Raw genomic sequence first — 18094 nt, forward strand, 5'->3', positions numbered from 1 at the left:
CCGAGCCGGCGATCTCGCCCCGTCAGGGAGCGACCAGCACGGGAGTCGCGGCATCCGGAGCGATCAACACCGACTCGCCTGACCCGTCGGCGGGCACCGAGTACACGTCCTCGCCGACGGCATACGCGACGGTCCCGTCGTCGAGCCACGCCGCCTGGTCGTCGACATTGCGGTCCTCGGCGAGCGCCGTCTCCTCCATGGTTGCGAGGTCGAGGACGTACAGGCGCCACGGGTCATCCACACCCTCGCTCACGCGCTTCTTGAAGGCGACCCTCGTCCCGTCGGGCGAGAGCGACGGGCACTCCACGTTCTCGTGCAGCGTCTTCGCCGTCCACGCCTCGACGTCCCCTTCGATCAGATAGGTCTTCCCGCCGGTGGCCACCGTCGCGTAGAACCGGTTGTCGTCGGCGAAGGTCACGCCCCAGTAGTTCACATCGGACGCCCGGTGCCGCTTGCCGTCGATGTAGAGCTGCAGGGTCTCCATGCTGTCGACGAGGTACCCCGTCTCGGTGTCGAGCAGCCCGGTGCGCGTGGAGAAGTCCGTGCCGGCGTAGTCGTCTCCGGTGACGAAGACCGTCCATGCGATCATGCGACCGGACGGCGACACCCGCGCTCGGCTGGGCACGCCACGGAACTCCAGCGTCTGCGTCACCTGCAGCTCGGAGTCGAGGATCTCGGCGGTCGTGAAGGGCTGGAACGCGCTCTTGGGGTTGAGGCACACGGCTGCGTCCCCCGCGGCGTAGAAGCGGAAGCAGCCCAATCCGGTACCCGTACGAGGCGGAGTGCCCTCCCCCGCGGCATCCCATTCGTCCTGCACGACGACACTGCCGTCGGAGGAGCGGATGTAGAGTCCGGCATCCGTCTCCGGAGTCGCCTCGCCCGCAGCGTACGCACTCGCGGGAGATCGGGTCGCGGCCGCCACGGTGTAGCCGATGCCGACCGCGGCGAGCACGAGACCCGCACCGCCGACCAGCAGCATCCGCTTCTTCACCGACATCGTCGCACCGGTCATGAGTTCTCCTCTTCGAGCTGCGGCGCCCCCTCGGGCGTCTGCACGCCACGGGAATCCGGGCGGATGAGCAGGGCCGCGACGACGAGCGCCACCAGGAGCGCCACGGCAGCCGCGACCAGGGCGGTCTCGACCCCCCAGAGGGTCCAGGCGGCCCCGAACAGCACGGCGGCGAACAGCCGACCCGTCGCCTGCCCGGTCTGCAGGAGGGCGAGTCCGCCGGCGCGCCGTTCGCGCGGGATGTCCGGCCCCGCGAGCGCCATCAGCACACCGTCGGTCGCGGCGTAGAAGACCCCGAGCAGGCCCAGCACCATCACGACGAGCACGGGACCGTCGAGCGGCAGCACGAGCGTGGAGTACGCGCCGAGCAGAGCCAGGTTGCCCAGCAGGAACGGCAGCCGTCGGCCGATGCGGTCGGCCAGGCGCCCCATCGGCACGGCGAGCAGCAGGTACACGAGCGCACTGCCCAGCGGAAGCAGGGGGAAGAACGCCGTGTCGAACTGGAGCCGCTCCTGGATGCCGAGATACAGGAAGCCATCGCCGATGGTGACCAGGCCCAGGATCGTCGCGGCGATCAGCAATCGGCGGAACTTCGGCACGGCCAGGATGCCGACCGTCTCGCGCAGCGTCGGCCGCGGCCCTCCGACGGGGAGGGAGGAACGTCCCGGCACGAACGCGATCAGCACCAGCACGCCGAGCACCGCGAAGCAGAAGCTGACGATGAACACCGCGTCGAAGGCATCCGCCACGAGCCAGAGCAGCGCGAAGGCCGCGAGCGGCCCCATCAGCGCGCCCGCCGTGTCCATCGCCCTGTGCACCCCGAAGGCGCGACCCTGGTGGGCGTCGTCGACGGAGAGCGAGATGAGCGCGTCGCGAGGGGCCGTGCGGATCCCCTTGCCGATGCGGTCCACAGCGAGAGTGGCGGAGAGAGCGGTGGTGGATGCTCCGGAGAGCAGGAGGAACGGCTTGCAGATCGCTGACAGCGCATAGCCGATGCCGGCCACGAGCTTGTGCTGCGACCAGCGGTCGGCGACGTGTCCGCCGAGGAGCCGCACGAAGGCGGTCACCCCGTTGTAGAGACCGTCGAGGAAGCCGAACTGGAGCGGGGTCATGCCCAGTCCGACCACGAGGTACAGCGGCAGCACTGCGGTGATCATCTCCGAGGAGAGATCGGTGAGCAGGCTCACCGATCCCAGAGCGATCGCAGTGCCTCCGACGCCGGCAACCCGGCGACCCGTCACAAGGGGGGTCGCCGAGCTGCCGTCATCCTGCCGCGTCTTACTGCCGGCGAGGTACATCGTCAGTGGCAGGTGTACGTCGGGCTGGTGTCGAGCACCTGTCCGTCGGTCGCCACGAACTTGGAGGTGAAGCCGGTGTCGGTGAAGTCGAGCTGCACGACACCGTACTTGTCGGTGATGCGCTTGAGACTGTTCGGCTTGACCGAACCGAGACCGGTCTGGTTGACACCGCCGAGGCCGCCGATGATCTCGACGATCCCGCTGGCGGATGCCGTGCCCGACGAGTTCTGCGGGGCGAAGCGCTCGTAGAGGTGGTCGTGCCCGTTGAGCACGAGCTCCACACCCGCGGCCTGCAGCTTGTTCCACGCCGGCTTGCTCGCCGGGGTGTTGCCGTGGTCACCCGAGCTGAACAGCGGCTCGTGGTAGTAGGCCACCGTGCACGGCTTGGTGTTCGCCGCGAGATCGGCATCCAGCCACGAGAGCTGCTCCGACTCGTCCCAGCGGTTCGAGTTCAACGCGATGAAGTGCCAGTTCCCGTAGTCGAAGCTGTACCACATCTTGCCCTGAGGCGTGGCGCGGGCGCCGAAGTACTGGCGGTAGGCCGCCTCGTCGCCGTAGCCGGTCTCCTCGTCGTAGTCGGTGTCGTACGACTCGTGGTTTCCCGGGATCGGGTACGTCTTGTTCTTGAACTTGCCCCACGACTTGTCGTAGTAGTTCTGGAAGTCGGACAGGTGAGCGTCGTCGTACTGGTTGTCACCCATCGTCAGGTAGAACGCCGGGTTGATCGCCTGCGCCCGCGCGGCCGTCGCGAAGTGGTTGCAGCTCGAGCTGGCGGTCGAGCACTGTGCGGCGATGTCGCCTGCGGCGACCACCGTGAAGGCGCCCGTGCCCGGGTTGGGGTTGCCCCCGCCGCCCGCGACTCCGTACACCTCGAGCTCGAACAGCGAGTACCCGTAGGCCGTGCCGCGAGCCGTGCCGTTGACGCGGAGATAGCGGCCGATGCCGGTGAGGTTGGTGAACTCGTCGGTCGCGCCGTTGCCGGCCGCCTCGGTCGCGAGGTTCGTCCAGGTGGTCCCGTCTGCGGAGATGTCGACCGTGTACTTCTTGGCGTAGGCCGCCTCCCACTTGAGCACGACCTTCGAGACAGTCGCACCGGTGCCGAGGTCGACCCGGATCCACTGCGGATCGACGCCTTCCACGCTCGCCCAGCGGCTCGTCGCGTTGCCGTCGACGGCTTTGGCCCCTTCGAAGCCGGAACCCTCGGAGGACGAGGTCGTGGTGGGCTTGCCCGTCGAGATCAGGGTCGCGGTCGGGTTGCCGGGGTTGCCGCCGTCGGTCCCTGCCGTGCCGTAGACCTCGAGCTCGAACAGCGAGTACCCGTAGGTCGTGCCGCGAGCCGTGCCGTAGATGCGCAGGTAGCGGCCGGTGCCGGTGAGGTTCGCGAACTCGTCGGAGCCTCCGTTGCCCGCAGTCTCGTTGGCGATCGTGGTCCAGTTCGTGCCGTCGGCCGAGGTCTCGACGCGGTACTTCGACGCGTACGCGGCCTCCCACTTGAGCGCGACCTTGTTCACGGTCGCGCCGGCGCCGAGATCCACCCGGATCCACTGCGGGTCGACGCCCGCGGCGCTCGCCCAGCGGGTCGTGGCGTTGCCGTCGAGGGCCTTGGCACCCTCGAGCCCACTGCCCTCCACCGATGAGGTGGTGACGGGGCGGTTCTTGGAGATCAGCGTGCCGGTGCCGGTGCCCGGTTCGGGGTCGCCCCCACCGTCGGCCGGCCAGCGCGGCGTCGGGTTGGAGAGGATCTGGAAGTCCTCGCCGTAGACCGCCCACTTCAGCGGCGGGTCGAGGTTGAAGTTACCCGCGTTCAGGAACACCCGCTGCGCCGTGTCGACGCGGCTGGTGTCCTCGTGCGCCACTTCCTTCTTCATCTCCACGACGCGAGCGTCGAGGTAGGCCTTGAGGTATGCCGCCTCGTTGCCCCCGGTCGCGGGGGTCTTGATCTTCTTCTTCGCGTTGTTGCGGATGGTCTCGAAGCCGGAGTCGCCGTGCATGACCATGGCGTCGAAGTAGATGAACTGCCCGAGCGGGCTCAGCCCGTCGGCGATGGCCTGATCCACGGAGGGGTTGAAGTAGAGGCGGTTGACCTCATCGCGCTGCGCCTGCTGGAACGCCGGCTTCTTGCCTTCGGCCGCCCATGCGCTCTCGAACGGGGCGCCGAGGCCCGCGTGCGAGTCGGATCCGTCGACCGCCCGCAGAGCGGGGATGTACTTCGCCAGGGGGTTCCCCGGCACCTTGGTCGTGTAGTACTCGACCAGCATGAGCATGTCGTGCGTGCCCGAGGTGAAGCCGACGATGCCGCCGGTGTAGCCGCGCTCGTCGCCGATGTCCTCGAGGTAGTCGTAGCGGTTGTACCAGTCGAGCACCGAGTTCTCGGCGGAGATCATGATCTCCATGGCGATCTCGCGCTTGATGGGATCGCGCAGGGTGGGCGCGGCCGCCTGCGCGGTGAGTGCCGCCGGCGCTGCCACGAGCCCGGTGAGGGGTATCGCGATGGCGGCGATGAGCAAGCCGAGCAATGGTCGTCGTTGACGCATGATTCCTCCGATGAGGTCGAACTCCGAGTTTGGAAATGTTCTTTACGAAGAGTTATACACCCCGCGCGGCAGCCGACGCAATGGCGAATCGGACAGTTCTCCTGGCATTAAGACGTCCGCTGGTTCGATAGCATTCGGAACACCCCGACTCCGACTCCCGAGGACACCGTGCCCACTCCCCCGACCGGAACCAGCGTCGTCCGTGCGATCAACGCCCGCGCCGCTCTTCGACTGCTGCTCGACAGCGGACCGCTGAGCCGCCCGGAGATCGCCGCGCAGCTCTCCGTGTCGAAGCCCACCGCGTCGCACCTGCTCGCCCAGCTGCGCGAGAACGGACTGGTGCTCAGCGACGGCAATCGCGACGGCGCGATCGGTCGCGCCGCTGAGCTGTTCCGGGTCGACGAGACCGCCGCATACACGGCAGCGATGGACGTGACCCCGGAGCGGATCGCGACCGCCGTCGCCGATTTCACCGGCAAGCGCGTCGGGGAGTTCGTGCTGCCGACACCCGAGGGCGAGGCGGTCGACCCTGCGGAGCGGGTGCACGCTGCCCTCGCCGGAGCCTGCGACCCGTTGGGCATCGACCCTGCCGATCTTCACCTGGTGGTCATCGGCATCCAGGGTGCTATCGACCCGACGACGGACCGGCTCCGCTTCGCCTCTCATCTGCCCGGATGGCAGCGCTCCGGGCTGACCGCGACCCTGCGCGCGCGCATCGGCGCGCCGGTGACCATCGAGAACGACGTCAATCTGGTGGCCATCGCCGAGATGGCGCACGGCGCCGCCGGCGCACACGACAGCTTCGTGGTGCTCTGGGTGTCTGACGGCATCGGCATGGGGCTGATGTTCGGCGGCCGCGTGCACCGCGGTCTGACCGGCGGCGCGGGCGAGATCGCCGACCTTCCGCTGCCTGGCGCACCGGGGAAGGCCGAGGCCAACGAGTTCGGCGCGAGCGGCATGCAGGCGCTCGCGGGCGCCCCGGCGCTGGGTCGGGTCCTGGCCGAGCACGGCTTCGTCGCCGACACCCCGGTCGCAGCGGTGCGACTGGCCGCGGCGACCGACAGCGCCGACGCGGTGGCCGCTCTCGAGGAGACCGCTCGCCGCCTCGCGCTGGGCCTGTCGGCCGTGGTCGCGGTCGTCGACCCCGACCTCATCGTCCTCGCCGGCGACTTCGCCCTCGCGGCGGGAGAACGCCTCCGCAGCCTGGTGCAGCACCACCTGCACTCGATCGTGGTGGCCCGGCCGCCCGTCGTGCTGTCGGCGTTGGACGAGAACCCCGTCCTCGACGGGGCTCTGCGCATGGCGCTCGAGACGGTGCAGGATGAGGTGCTGAGCAGCGTCAGCGGGGGCCAGCGGCCCACAGCATCCGGCGAAAGCAACTCGGACGACGCTGCCGCCGGCTGACGAGCGTCGACGCAGGTCTTCGGATCAGCCCTTGGTCGCTCCGGCCGTGAGGCCGCCCACGATGTACTTCTGCAGGAACAGGAACAGGATCATCACCGGGATCGCCGCCATCACCGCGCCCGCCGAGAACGCCGACCAGTCCGCGTAACGAGGGTTCGCGACGAGCTTGGTCAGACCGACGACGAGGGTCTGCTGCTCGACATCGACGAGCATCACGCTGGCGATCACGTACTCGTTCACCGTTCCGATGAACGACAGGAGTCCCACGACGGCGAGGATCGGTGCGACCAGGCGCAGGATGATCGTGAAGAAGATGCGGGCGTGACCGGCGCCGTCGATCCGCGCCGCCTCGTCGATCTCCTTCGGGATCGTGTTGAAGAACCCGTACATGAGGTAGGTGTTCACGCCGAGCGCGCCGCCGAGGTACACCAGGATGAGCCCGGTGTGGGTGTTCAGTCCGATCGCGGGGAACCAGTCCCCCAGCGTCGACATGAGGAGGAAGATCGCGACCACGGCGAGCAGCTGCGGGAACATCTGGACGACGACGATCGTCACGAGGCCCACGCGGCGCCCGGCGAAGCGCATGCGGGAGAAGGCATACGCCGCGCAGGCGCCGATGAACACCGTGACGGCGCCGGTGACGCTCGCGATGAGCAGGGTGTTCAGGAACCACAGACCGTAGGGACTCTGCGGATCGCTGAGGATCCGCACGTAGCTGTCGATGCCGATCGCCGAGAAGAGCTGGTTCGATCCGGTGAGGGTGCCGCGAGGATTGAGCGAGGCCGACAACACGTAGAGCAGTGGGAACAGCGCGAAGATGCTCACGACGATCGCGATGACGTGTCGCCAGCCGGTGTCGGCGAACCAGGCGCCGAAGCTGCGGCGGCGAGGAGCGAGACTCTGCTCGATGGTGACGGGGCTGTCGGTACGCATGTCAGTTCAGCTCCTCGAGGGCCTTGGTCTTGCGGAAGCTGATGATCGAGATCGTCGCGACCACGATGAAGATCAGGATCGTGAACGCGGATGCCAGACCGTAGTCGCGCGTCTGTCCGGTGAAGGCCACCTTGTAGACCATCGAGATCAGGATGTCGGTGTGGCCGACGGGGATCGCCACGTCGCTGAAGCGCGGGCCGCCCTTGGTCAGCATGTAGATCAGGTTGAAGTTGTTGAAGTTGAACGCGAACGACGAGATCAGCAGGGGTGCGACCGTCACCAGGAGCAGAGGGAGCTTGATGCGGCGGAAGACCTGCCACGGGTTCGCGCCGTCCATCACGGCCGCCTCGTTCACGTCGTCCGGGATGCCTTGCAGCGCCCCCATGCACACGAGGAACATGTAGGGGAATCCGAGCCACAGGTTCACCAGCAGCACCGACACCTTCGCCAGCACCGGATCGGTGAGCCAGGGAATGGATGCTCCGCCGAAGAGCACCTGGTTGATGAAGCCGAAGCTCTCGTTCATCATGCCAGCCCACACCAGGGCCGAGAGGAAGGCGGGGAACGCATACGGGAGGATCATGATGATCCGGTAGCCGTTGCGGAAGCGCATTCGGGTGTTGTTGAAGACCAGCGCCAACAGCAGCCCGAGGAAGAACGTCGATGCGACCGAGATCAGCGCGAACGCGAACGTCCAGATCGTGACGGAGATGAGCGGCCCGCGGATCGCTTCGTCGCTGACCGCGCGCACGAAGTTGTCGAAGCCGACGGTCGTCTGCCAACCGGGCAGCAGCTCTTCGCCGTCTTCAGAGGTGAAGGCGCCGGCACCGGTGTCGGTGTAGACGGTTCCGGTGCGCGTGTCGGTCATGGCGCCGGCATCCGCGTCGATCTCGAGTGTCGAGACGTACAGGTAGCCCTTCTGTCCGTCGGGTGCGCGAAGGCTCCCGTCGTTCGGGTCGTCGCTGAACGGGACCGCCAGGGTCTCGAGTTCTTCCGAGAGGGTGAACACGGTCGAGAGCGGCAGCGTGGTCCAGCCCTCCACCGCGACGGCCTGGCCGCCCTCGAACTCGGCGTCGACCTCCTGCAGCGGCTGGTCCGCAGTTCCGAGCAGGGCGTCGCCGGTGTCGGGATCCGTCACCAGGAGGCCGTACGACCCGAACTGCTCGACCACGGTCACAGGGTAGGTGGGCGAGTCCTCGACCCGCTCCTGCGCCGAGGCGAGGAGCGAGGAGATCGCCTGGTCCTTGGTGCCGTTGTGCCCGGTGCCGTAGTTCGTGAAGCCGATGTACCCGGTGTAGAGCAGCGTGAACACCTGGAACAGCACGAGGAAGATGATGCCGGGCGTCAGGTATTTCGCCGCGACGCGCTTGCGGGAGAAGTAGAGGTAGTTGACGAGGACGGCGACCACGACGACGACGCCGAGGATCAGCCATTCGCGGTGGGTGAACAGCACGAACGCCGCATAGAGGGCGATCGCATCGACGATGGCCAGGAGCAGGATCTTCAGCAGCATCCAGCCGATCGGTCCGGATGCCGCCTCGGCGAGCTTGGCAGCCTGGCGCTGACGCTTGGTCGAGGGCGCGGTGGGCTCAACGGTCTGTGTCATGTCATCCTCGTCATGATCCTGCCGGGACGGGCGTCAGACGCCCGCCCCGGCAGAGTCGGTGATCGGCTGGCTACTTGATCGCCGTCGTCACGTCGTCGACCAGCTTCTGCCACGTCGACTTCGGGTCCTGGCCCTTGATCACGGCTGCTTCGGCGACGCCCCAGAACTCCCACACCGAACCCATGGCCGGGATGGCCGGCATCGGAACGGCATCCGCGCCCACGGCCTGGAAGCCGGCGATGATCGCGTCGGATGCTGCGGAGTCGGCGGCCGCGGTCAGTGCGGGCAGGATGTTGCCGGCCTTGAACAGGGCGAGCTGCACGTCTTCGGTACCGATGTAGTTGACCAGGAAGTCGTTCGCGGCGACCTTGTTCTTCGACTCGGAGCTGACGAAGAAGCCCTTCACTCCGGCGAACGGCGATGCCGTCTCGGCCGTCGGGCTGGGGATCGGGTCGATCGCGACGTTGATGCCCGCGTCGACGGCAGCGCCGACGTTCCACGGGCCGGTCAGCCAGAAGGCCGCGGTCCCGTCGAGGAACTGCTGCTTGGCGATCTCGCCGTCGATGTCGGTGTTCAGCGTGCCGGCCGCGCCCTGAGCTGCGAGCCAGTCAGCGAAGGCGAACCCGCCCTCGCTGCCCAGCTGGAGGTCGGCGGAATCGTAGCTGCCCGATGCGTCGGTGCCGAAGACGGGGGCACCGAAGGCGGTCTGGAACGGGTACAGGTGGTACGGGTTGCCCTCTGCGCCCTGCTCGACGACGAACGTGCCCTTCGACACCATGTCGTCGAAGCTGGTGGGAGCTTCGGGGACGAGGTCGGCGTTGCGGAGCACGGCGATGTTCTCCACCGCGTAGGGGAGCATGTAGACGGTGCCGTCGTAGGTCGCTGCCTGGAGCGCGACGGGCAGGTAGTCCTCGGAGCTGTCGCCGAGTTCGAGCGGAGCGACGACGCCGTTGGTGGAGAGCTCGCCGAGCCAGTCGTGAGCGCCCATGACGATGTCGGGGCCCTTGCCGGTCGGCACCTGCTGGATGAAGTCGTCCTTCATGTCGTCGACCGACTTGCCGGTCAGTTCGACCTTCACGCCGGTCTTGTCCTCGTACGAATCCGCGGCGTCCTGCAGCGCGTCGACACGCTCGGCGTCGACCCAGACGACGAGCTTGCCGCCCTTCTCAGCGGACGAGTCGCCTCCGCTGGTTCCGCCGGCGCAGCCGGCGAGCGTCAGAGTCGAAACGATGGCGATGGCGCCGGCGGCGACGATGCCCCTCTTGTTCACCTTCATTGGTGTGTGCCTCTCTCAGTGCTGATGTGCTGTTGGGCCTGCAGGTACTGCAAGCGCTTACAGTATGCATCGAGAATGCCTCGTTTCGCAATCAGCGCGAGCGTCGATATCAACCTGTGACCGGAAATCACGCCGATGAACGATCTGGAAGCGCTTCCAAGAGCTCACCGAAACCGCGTGCTCGGTAGACTCTCCTTATGGCTGATAGTTCCTTCGACATCGTCTCCAAAGTGGATCACCAGGAGGCGGACAACGCCCTCAACCAGACCCGCAAGGAGATCGAGCAGCGCTACGACTTCAAGGGCACCGAGGCATCGATCGCGTGGAGCGGCGAGCAGGTGCTGATCATCGCGAACTCCGAGGAGCGCGCCAAGGCCGTGCTCGACGTCTACCAGTCGAAGCTCGTGCGTCGCGGCATCTCGCTGAAGAGCCTCGAGTCCGGCGATCCGTTCGCCAGCGGCAAGCTCTTCCGGATCGTCTCCACCCTCAAGGACGGCATCTCGTCCGAGAACGCGAAGAAGATCAACAAGATCATCCGCGACGAAGGCCCCAAGGGCGTGAAGAGCCAGATCCAGGGCGACGAGCTGCGTGTGCAGTCCAAGAGCCGCGACGACCTGCAGTCGGTGATCACCCTGCTGAAGGGCTCCGACCTCGACGTCGACCTGCAGTTCATCAACTACCGGTAGAGCCCGCTCCGCCCCGAATGGGGACCGCTCCCGCGCAGTAGATCTGAAATACTTTGTCATATGACGGATTGCATACTGATATATCGGTTAATGTGATCGACACTGAGAGAGGTCGCTTCTCGATGCGACCGACGACGCGCTTCTCGCGTGACGCACTGCCGTCGAACGGTTTCGCGCTCTCGGGATTGTGAGCCTCCCCCCGTGGGGACGGGGTTCGCGGCGGTTCCACGCTCTGCGTCGTCTGTGGTCGGCGGGCTTCCCGCCCGTCGGCCACAGAGAGCTTGAATACGAATCTCCCACGCGAGTCCGTACGCCGCTCGCACGCATTTGTGCGGCGGAGGGCTTGCGCGTGGAGTGTTGGATTCCTGCGCGTTGTGTGGTGTAGTTGCCCTCCCGGGTCGAACCACGGGGCGTCCGGGAGAAGAGTGCAACTTGGGGGCGGAGTCCATGGACGACATGGCATCGAAGAGCATCGGCGAGAGCAAGCAGCTCCTGGCCGAGGAAGTCTTCCACCACATCGGCGGACAGATCGTCGAAGGCGTGCTCGGACCAGGGCAACGGATCCGCGACCTCGACGTCGCCGAACAGCTCCACGTCTCACGCACGCCGGTGCGGGAGGCACTGCAGCGGCTCGAGCGCCTCGGCATGGTGATGATGTACCCCAGCCGGTACACCGAAGTGACTGAGGTCACGGCCGACATCGTCGCGCAGTCCCTCGCGTTCGGCGGATACCAGGCCGGGATCGCCGCCAGGCTCGCCGTGCCGCGTCTCACAGTTCCGCAGCGGGAGTACGCCGCGGAACTCATCGAGCAGATGTACGACTCGCTCGCCGACAGCACCCTGACGATCGACACGCGCTGGGCGGTGTTCGCGTTCCTCGGAGAGCACAGCGGCAACGTGCAGCACTGCGTGTTGATCGAAGAGAACTCCATGGCTCTCCTCCGCAATCTCCGCGACTGGACGGTGCCGGTAGAAGATCGGGAGCGGATGCTGCAGATCTACGTCGACTTCCGTGAGGCGGTTCTGCGCGGCGACGGGGCGGAGGCAGAGCGCCTCACCCGCGCGATGCACTACGTGTGATCGCGGATCATCCGGTCGCACGCCACCCGGTGACCCAGCGCTCGAGTCGTCGGTAGGCCTCTTCCCTTGCCTCGTGCCGGGACAGGAACACGTCGTGCAGCGCGCCGTCGATCCGCTCCACAGTGACGGATGCGCCGAGCCGGAGCGCCGCGCGGGCGATGTCGTCGACGACGAGCACGGAGTCGACCGACGTCAGCTCCTCGGACCAGCGTGTCGGCGGAACGGAGCGCGCCGAGAGCAGCACGCACACCGGTGCCGCGATCGACAGGCCATCGGCGACCTTCTTGTGGCCGGACAGGATCGCGTGCAGCCATCCGGCATAGACGGCCATGGTCTGCGCGGGTCGCCAGAGGGGATTCACCTCCACCGGGTCGTCCGGATCGGCGACCTCCTGCTGAGCCCTCGTGTAGAAACCGAGGTCGATCTGAGGAGCCACGTCGAGCGGACGGATACGCGCCTGGAACTCGACCATCGGCGCGATCGCCGCCCGCACCGGCGCGACCTGGAATTCCAGCCACGGACTATTCAGGATCACGGCATCCGCAGCATCCGGATGGCGTGAGGCCCAGAGACTCAGAGTCAGGCCGCCCGTGGAATGACCGAGGAGCACGAGATTGCGGCCGGGCGCGGTGCCGTCGGCGGAGCGTCCCATCGCATCCAGAGCAGCCGCGATGTCCTCGTCATACGTGGCGAGGTCGGCGATGTACCCGGGTGTCTGCCCGTCGCGCAGACTGCGACCGTACTTGCGAAGATCGAGCGCGAAGAAGCGCGCGCCCCTCGACGTCCAGAAACGAGCCAGCCGCTTCTGGAAGAAGTAGTCCGACCAGCCGTGCACGTAGAGCACGTCGACATCGGCGAGGAACGGCGTCTGCCTGCGCAGCCGTTCCCACCACGTCGGCTCCGGCGGCAGAGCGCGCACCAGGGTCGCCACGACCGGACCCTGCTCGTCGTCGCCGAGCTCGAGCGTGAGCTGCTCGAACTCGTCGCCGAGCACATCGGCCACCCACTCGGTCATACGCCCACCCCCGCTGCCAGGCTAGCCGAGGCGGCTCCGGCCACGCGGGACCTCGGATCCCGCGCGCGGCCCCTGACCTACTCGCCTCGCCTGACCTACTCGCCTCGGGAGACGCGCACCATCTCGTCGCGCGGAACGACCTTCACGCGAGCGCGTTCGTCGGGGGCGCCGAGAGCGATCTCGTGCTCGTCGAGCCGGTGCCAGCCATCGAGGTCGGTCCACTTCACGCCGCGTTCCTGCAGCAGTGCCGGGATCGACTCCTCCGACGGGTCCTCCGGGTGCCACCAGGACCCCTGGTCGTTGATGATGTGCCGGACGGTCTCCATGGCGTCGGACTTGGTGTGTCCGATCAGACCGACCGGGCCGCGCTTGATCCAGCCGGTCGCGTAGATGCCCGAGACCCGCTGGTTGGAGTCCTTCGCGAGCACCTGACCCTCGCGATTCGGGATCACGCCGTGCTTCTTGTCGAAGGGCACGCCGGGCAGCGGCGAGCCGAAGTATCCGATCGCCCGGTAGAGCGCCTGGATCGGCACCTCGCGCAGTTCGCCGGTGCCGACCGCGCCACCCTCGCCGTCCGGCTGCGTGCGTTCGTAGACCAGCGCCGCGACGCGGCCGTTCTCGTCCTTGCGTACCTCGACGGGACGCGCCCAGAAGTGCAGGTGCAGACGCCGAGACGCCGTGCCGCCGGCATTGTTCACCGAGTCGCGCTTGCGCCACGACTGCAGCACCCGGTCGATGACCATGACCTGCTTGTTGCTGGCGACGGCCTCCTTCGAGGCTTCGTCGTAGTCGAAGTCCTCGTCGTAGACGACCATGTCGACATCGCGCAGCTCGCCGAGCTCACGCAGCTCCAGCGGCGTGAACTTCACCTGCGCGGGACCGCGACGTCCGAACACGTGCACGTCGGTGACCGCGCTGGCCTGCAGACCCTCGTAGACGTTCGCCGGCACTTCGGTGACGAGTAGATCCTCGGCGTGCTTCGCCAGCATCCGCGCCACGTCGAGGGCGACGTTGCCGTTGCCGATCACGGCGACCGACTCGGCATCCAGCGGCCACTCGCGCGGTACGTCGGGGTGCCCGTCGAACCAGCTCACGTAGTCGGCGGCGCCGTAGGAGGCGACGGCGTCGACCCCGGGGATCTCCATCGAGGTGTCGCGGATCGCGCCGGTCGCGAAGATCACCGCGTTGTAGTGGTGCTTCAGGTCGTCGAGCGTGATGTCCTCGCCGAAGCGAACGTTGCCGAACAGGCGGATGTCGCCACGATCCAGCACATCGCGCAGCGCCGTGATGATGCCCTTGATGCGAGGGTGGTCGGGGGCGACGCCGTAGCGGACGAGTCCGTACGGGGCCGGCAGCTGTTCGAACAGGTCGATGGAGACGTCGAACTTGCGCTCTGCCTTCAGCAGGATGTCCGCCGCGTAGATGCCGGCGGGGCCCGCACCGACGATGGCCAGTCTGAGCTTGGTCATGGGAGGTCCTTTCGTATGCCGGCGCATCCGTCGCACAGCCGTCCGGCCGCGCATGCGGATTTCAGCTGGAGCGCTCGGCGAGGGTCTCTGCGAATCGGGTCAGCGCCTCACGCACGGTGCCGCGCGGCAGGGGTCCGAGCGCGTCGATCGCGCCCTGAGTCCACGAGTGGGCGAGTTCCAGGGTCTTCTGCGTCACCGCGTGATCGCGGAGTTCGTCGAGCGGGCCGTCGAGGATCGCGGGATCGGCACCGTCGGCGATCAGGGCGACGCCGTCGTCGATGCGCGCGGCGAGATCGACGGATGCCGCGTCGGCTTCGGCCTTCAGCAGGAGGTACGGCATCGTCGGCACCCCTGCCCGCAGATCGGTGCCCGGCACCTTGCCGGTGTCTTCGGGCTTCGCCGACAGATCGATCACGTCGTCGAGCAGTTGGAACGCGACGCCGATCTTCTCGCCGTAGACCCGCATCGGCTCCTCGAACTCGACCGGTGCGTTCGAGAAGATCACGCCGCCCTGCGTCGCCGCGGCGATGAGGGAACCGGTCTTGTCCGCGAGCACCTGGATGTAGAACGCGATGGGATCGTCGTCGGGCTGGGCGCCGAGCGTCTCGTGCATCTGGCCGAGGACGAGGCGCTCGAACGTGTCGGCCTGCAGACGGATCGCGCGCTCCCCGAGTCGGGACATGAGCTGGCTGGCGCGGGAGAAGAGGATGTCGCCGGTGAGGATGGCGATGCTGTTGCCCCAGACCGCGTGCGCGGCCGGAACACCGCGACGACGGTCGGCGCCGTCCATGACGTCGTCGTGGTACAGCGATCCGAGGTGCGTGATCTCGAGCGCCTTGGCGACGTCGATCACCTCATCGGTGTTGCCGTCGCCGAGCTGGGCGGCGAGCAGCGTGAGCACGGGGCGGATGCGCTTGCCACCGGCCTCGTAGAGGTAACGGCTCGCGGCGTCGGCGAGCGGATCTGCCACCCGCACGTCGTCGGCGAGACCTGTCTCGACGCGCTCGAGGCCGTCTTCGATGGCACGGGCGACGCGGCGGGCGGCAGGACCGATGAACACACGGTCGCTGAAGCCCAGTCGGCTCGCCAGTCGCGAACCCGGGGCGATGGGGCTCGAAGTCACGGTCCCAGCCTACCTTCGTCGTGTGCGGCGATCTGCGCCCGGCGATCTCACTCGGGCTTGCGGGCTCTGTGCAGGGCGACGATGCCGAACGAGAGGTTGCGGTACGCGACGTCGGCCCAGCCGGCCTCGCGGATCCAGGAGGAGAGCATCTTCTGGTTCGGCCAGTCCCTGATCGACTCGTTGAGGTAGTCGTAGGCGTCGCCGTTGGTACCGGCGACCCGCGCCACCCGGGGCAGGACCTGGTCGTTGTAGAAGCGGTAGGCGCCGCGGAAGAGCTTGCCGGGAGGGGTGGAGAACTCGTTGATCACGAGTCGCCCACCCGGCTTCGTCACCCGCAGCAGTTCGCGGAGTGCCTTCTTCGGGTCGCTCACGTTGCGGAGCGCGTACGACATCGTGACCGCGTCGAACTCGGCATCCCCGAAAGGAAGGTCGGTGGCATCGGCCTGGACGAACGAGAGATTGCGCATCGCGCCGTGTCGGCGTTCGCCTTCGGCGAGCATCCCCGGCGAGAAGTCGGCGGCGACGACCTCTGCCCCGCTCCGGGCGAGAGAAGCCGATGACGACGCGGTCCCTGCCCCGAGGTCGAGGATGCGCTCCCCCGGCTTCGGCGCGACGGCGCGCGTCGTGGCCGCGCGCCACAGGGCGTCGTTGCCGAAGGTCATGGCCGTGTTCGTGCGGTCGTAGCCCGCCGCGACCTGGTCGAACATCCCGCTCACGCGAGCGGGGTCCTTGCCCAGATCGGCGCGGTTCTTCTCGTTCGAGGTCACGGGTCCAGTCTAGGCGCGAGCGCCCGTCGTTCGAGGCGGTCGAGCCAGGGATCGGCGGTGGCGTCGTCGAACGGCGCGACCTGCGCGCGGACGCGCTCCTCGAGGTCGAGCGCGAGGGCCTCGAGGCGTGCCATGACGTCGGCCGGATAGCCATAGCGGGTGCTGTGCTCGGCCCACTCGTCGCGATCGTCGACCCAGGTGCCGCGCGCGCCCTCGACCCGGACGACGTCGAGGTCCATGTCGATTCCGGTCGCGAGCAGCGGATCTTCCGACCACCGGATGTCCCAGCCGAGATCGATGTAGATGCGCATGCCGTTCGGGTGGTCGCGATTGACGGTGAGCGCGAAGTCGCCGGACGCCGGCACCAGCGTCACGTTGGGCCCGGCGGCGACGAAGTCGGCCCCGGGCCGAGCACTGCGCCACCCGACCGGCTGCCCGAGCCAGTCGCCCCACTCGTCGGCGCCGAGGTATACGCACTCGTGGCGCCAGTGCGGCGACTGGTCCCACTTGCGCCACTGGAAGATCATCTCGGCGCCGACGGCAGGACGTGCATCGCTCATGCGCCCACCCTACGACGGCGCGGATGCTGTCTTCGTCGCGGCCTAGGCTGGGATCGTGCACACCTCCCACCTGGTCGTGGAGACCCGCGAGATCGCCCCGGTCGAAGACCTCCTGGCCTACGCGGACCCCGCTCGTCCACTCGCCTGGCTGCGGCGCGGCGACGGCATCGTCGCGGTCGGCGAGCCGCTGGCCGAGATCCGCCCTCCCGCCGGTGGCGAGGAACGGCGCGGTGCGGCGCTGGCGACGGTGTGGCGGGGAATGACCGCGGAGGCAGAGGTCGACGACGCCGTCGGACTCCCCGGATCAGGGCTCGTGGCCTTCGGCGCACTCGCCTTCGACGAAGGCTCGGCTGCCGACAGCGTGCTGGTGGTGCCGACGCAGGTGCTCGGACGTCACGGCGATCGCTTCTGGCGCACGAGCATCCGGCTCGCGTCTGCGCCGGAGAACCGCGAGCCGCTCGCGGAACAGCCCTACGGCGCGCACTGGGCCGGCACCGTCGGCCCCGGCGCGCAGACACCGCAGGGGTACCAGGACTCGGTCCGCCGCGCCCTCGACCGCATCGCCGACGGCGAGCTGAGCAAGGTCGTGCTCGCGCGCGACCTCACCGGCAGCATTCCGGCCGGATCGGATCTGCGACGCCTCGTGCGCGCACTCTCGACCGGCTACCCCGACACGTGGGCGTTCGCCGTGGACGGCCTGATCGGCGCGAGCCCGGAGACGCTCGTCACCGTGCAGGGCGGCACAGTGACGGCGCGCGTGCTCGCCGGCACGATCGGGCGCGGCGCCGACGCGGATGCCGACACGGCGGCATCCGCTCATCTCGCATCGAGCACGAAAGACCTCGACGAGCACCAGTACGCGGTGCAGAGCGTGCTCGCCTCACTCCGCCCGCACACCCGCGCGCTGGCGGCGAGCGAGCAGCCGTTCCTGCTGAAGCTGCCGAACCTCTTCCACCTGGCGACCGACGTCGAGGGCGAGCTCGCGACGGGTGAGTCAGCCCTGGACCTCGCCCGAGCGCTGCATCCGACCGCCGCCGTCGCCGGCACCCCGACCGCCGCAGCGATCAGCGCGATCCGCGAGCTGGAGCCGTTCGACCGCGGGCGCTACGCGGGCCCTGTCGGCTGGGTGGATGCAGCCGGCAACGGCGAGTGGGCGATCGCGCTGCGGTGCGCCCAGTTCACCGCGGCGGCCGATGACATCCGCGTCACGGCCTATGCCGGTGCCGGCATCGTGGCCGGATCCGACCCGGAATCGGAGCTGCTGGAGACCCGGGTGAAGTTCCGCCCGCTGGTCGACGCCCTCGCCTGAACCCGCGTCGTCTCCGAACGGGCGA

The 18094-nt window shown here is 68.1% G+C and carries 15 protein-coding genes; 4 read left to right on the forward strand and 11 right to left on the reverse strand.

Going from position 1 to position 18094, the window contains the following annotated elements:
* Window positions 1-22 precede the first annotated feature (22 nt).
* From V5D55_RS01390 to V5D55_RS01400, 3 genes are all read right to left on the reverse strand, one after another.
* Window positions 23-1012 (reverse strand): TolB family protein, encoded by a 990-nt coding sequence (locus V5D55_RS01390; protein WP_435746901.1) that lies wholly within the window; start codon window positions 1010-1012, stop codon window positions 23-25.
* Complete coding sequence (locus V5D55_RS01395) at window positions 1009-2196, reverse strand: MFS transporter (RefSeq protein ID WP_435746903.1); 1188 nt, start codon at window positions 2194-2196, stop codon at window positions 1009-1011. Before V5D55_RS01395 ends, V5D55_RS01390 begins: the two co-directional genes overlap by 4 nt.
* 113 nt (window positions 2197-2309) lie before the next feature.
* Window positions 2310-4841 carry a chitosanase gene (locus tag V5D55_RS01400; RefSeq protein WP_435746905.1) on the reverse strand — a complete coding sequence of 844 codons (2532 nt, stop codon included), beginning with the start codon at window positions 4839-4841 and terminating at the stop codon, window positions 2310-2312.
* A 168-nt stretch (window positions 4842-5009) separates the two neighbouring features.
* Here V5D55_RS01400 and V5D55_RS01405 point away from each other — a divergent pair, with 168 nt between their 5' ends.
* Window positions 5010-6245, forward strand: coding sequence for an ROK family transcriptional regulator (locus V5D55_RS01405; protein WP_435746907.1), 1236 nt, complete (start codon window positions 5010-5012; stop codon window positions 6243-6245).
* A gap of 24 nt (window positions 6246-6269) precedes the next feature.
* Here the strand turns inward: V5D55_RS01405 and V5D55_RS01410 are convergent, their stop codons facing one another.
* The 3 genes from V5D55_RS01410 to V5D55_RS01420 form a co-directional block, all read right to left on the reverse strand.
* Window positions 6270-7178: a sugar ABC transporter permease gene (locus tag V5D55_RS01410; protein ID WP_435746909.1), complete on the reverse strand. Its 909-nt coding sequence runs from the start codon at window positions 7176-7178 to the stop codon at window positions 6270-6272.
* Window position 7179: 1 nt separating this feature from the next.
* Entirely contained in the window at window positions 7180-8784 is a 1605-nt protein-coding gene (locus V5D55_RS01415; protein ID WP_435746911.1) for an ABC transporter permease subunit, read from the reverse strand.
* A gap of 70 nt (window positions 8785-8854) precedes the next feature.
* Window positions 8855-10060: a sugar ABC transporter substrate-binding protein gene (locus V5D55_RS01420; protein WP_435746913.1), complete on the reverse strand. Its 1206-nt coding sequence runs from the start codon at window positions 10058-10060 to the stop codon at window positions 8855-8857.
* A gap of 197 nt (window positions 10061-10257) precedes the next feature.
* Between V5D55_RS01420 and V5D55_RS01425 the strand changes: the two genes are divergently transcribed.
* Both V5D55_RS01425 and V5D55_RS01430 read left to right on the forward strand, forming a co-directional pair.
* Window positions 10258-10746, forward strand: coding sequence for a YajQ family cyclic di-GMP-binding protein (locus V5D55_RS01425; protein WP_435746915.1), 489 nt, complete (start codon window positions 10258-10260; stop codon window positions 10744-10746).
* A gap of 447 nt (window positions 10747-11193) precedes the next feature.
* On the forward strand, window positions 11194-11826 hold the full coding sequence (locus V5D55_RS01430; RefSeq protein WP_435746917.1) for a GntR family transcriptional regulator: 633 nt from the start codon (window positions 11194-11196) through the stop codon (window positions 11824-11826).
* Window positions 11827-11833: 7 nt separating this feature from the next.
* Here V5D55_RS01430 and V5D55_RS01435 read toward each other — a convergent pair whose 3' ends face one another.
* From V5D55_RS01435 to V5D55_RS01455, 5 genes are all read right to left on the reverse strand, one after another.
* Window positions 11834-12841, reverse strand: coding sequence for an alpha/beta hydrolase (locus V5D55_RS01435; protein ID WP_435746919.1), 1008 nt, complete (start codon window positions 12839-12841; stop codon window positions 11834-11836).
* 95 nt (window positions 12842-12936) lie between these two features.
* Window positions 12937-14310: an FAD-dependent oxidoreductase gene (locus V5D55_RS01440; RefSeq protein ID WP_435746921.1), complete on the reverse strand. Its 1374-nt coding sequence runs from the start codon at window positions 14308-14310 to the stop codon at window positions 12937-12939.
* Window positions 14311-14371: 61 nt separating this feature from the next.
* Window positions 14372-15433: a polyprenyl synthetase family protein gene (locus V5D55_RS01445; protein ID WP_435746923.1), complete on the reverse strand. Its 1062-nt coding sequence runs from the start codon at window positions 15431-15433 to the stop codon at window positions 14372-14374.
* A 47-nt stretch (window positions 15434-15480) separates the two neighbouring features.
* A complete protein-coding gene (locus V5D55_RS01450; protein WP_435746925.1) occupies window positions 15481-16200 on the reverse strand; it encodes a class I SAM-dependent methyltransferase in 720 nt (239 codons plus the stop codon).
* Entirely contained in the window at window positions 16197-16760 is a 564-nt protein-coding gene (locus V5D55_RS01455) for a hypothetical protein (protein WP_435746927.1), read from the reverse strand. Before V5D55_RS01455 ends, V5D55_RS01450 begins: the two co-directional genes overlap by 4 nt.
* Window positions 16761-16815: 55 nt before the next feature.
* Here V5D55_RS01455 and V5D55_RS01460 point away from each other — a divergent pair, with 55 nt between their 5' ends.
* The gene (locus V5D55_RS01460) at window positions 16816-18069 is read left to right on the forward strand and encodes an isochorismate synthase (RefSeq protein WP_435746929.1); all 1254 of its coding nucleotides are present in this window, start codon (window positions 16816-16818) and stop codon (window positions 18067-18069) included.
* Window positions 18070-18094: the final 25 nt, after the last annotated feature.

Source organism: Microbacterium sp. PMB16 (assembly GCF_051294855.1).
In the GTDB taxonomy this organism is placed as follows: domain Bacteria; phylum Actinomycetota; class Actinomycetes; order Actinomycetales; family Microbacteriaceae; genus Microbacterium.

What these genes read in the sequence shown, in the direction of transcription:
- V5D55_RS01390 (WP_435746901.1), bottom strand. Translation starts at nt 1,012, where the DNA reads ATGACCGGTGCGACGATGTCGGTGAAGAAGCGGATGCTGCTGGTCGGC.
- V5D55_RS01400 (WP_435746905.1), bottom strand. Translation starts at nt 4,841, where the DNA reads ATGCGTCAACGACGACCATTGCTCGGCTTGCTCATCGCCGCCATCGCG.
- V5D55_RS01410 (WP_435746909.1), bottom strand. Translation starts at nt 7,178, where the DNA reads ATGCGTACCGACAGCCCCGTCACCATCGAGCAGAGTCTCGCTCCTCGC.
- V5D55_RS01415 (WP_435746911.1), bottom strand. Translation starts at nt 8,784, where the DNA reads ATGACACAGACCGTTGAGCCCACCGCGCCCTCGACCAAGCGTCAGCGC.
- V5D55_RS01420 (WP_435746913.1), bottom strand. Translation starts at nt 10,060, where the DNA reads ATGAAGGTGAACAAGAGGGGCATCGTCGCCGCCGGCGCCATCGCCATC.
- V5D55_RS01425 (WP_435746915.1), top strand. Translation starts at nt 10,258, where the DNA reads ATGGCTGATAGTTCCTTCGACATCGTCTCCAAAGTGGATCACCAGGAG.
- V5D55_RS01430 (WP_435746917.1), top strand. Translation starts at nt 11,194, where the DNA reads ATGGACGACATGGCATCGAAGAGCATCGGCGAGAGCAAGCAGCTCCTG.
- V5D55_RS01435 (WP_435746919.1), bottom strand. Translation starts at nt 12,841, where the DNA reads ATGACCGAGTGGGTGGCCGATGTGCTCGGCGACGAGTTCGAGCAGCTC.
- V5D55_RS01440 (WP_435746921.1), bottom strand. Translation starts at nt 14,310, where the DNA reads ATGACCAAGCTCAGACTGGCCATCGTCGGTGCGGGCCCCGCCGGCATC.
- V5D55_RS01455 (WP_435746927.1), bottom strand. Translation starts at nt 16,760, where the DNA reads ATGAGCGATGCACGTCCTGCCGTCGGCGCCGAGATGATCTTCCAGTGG.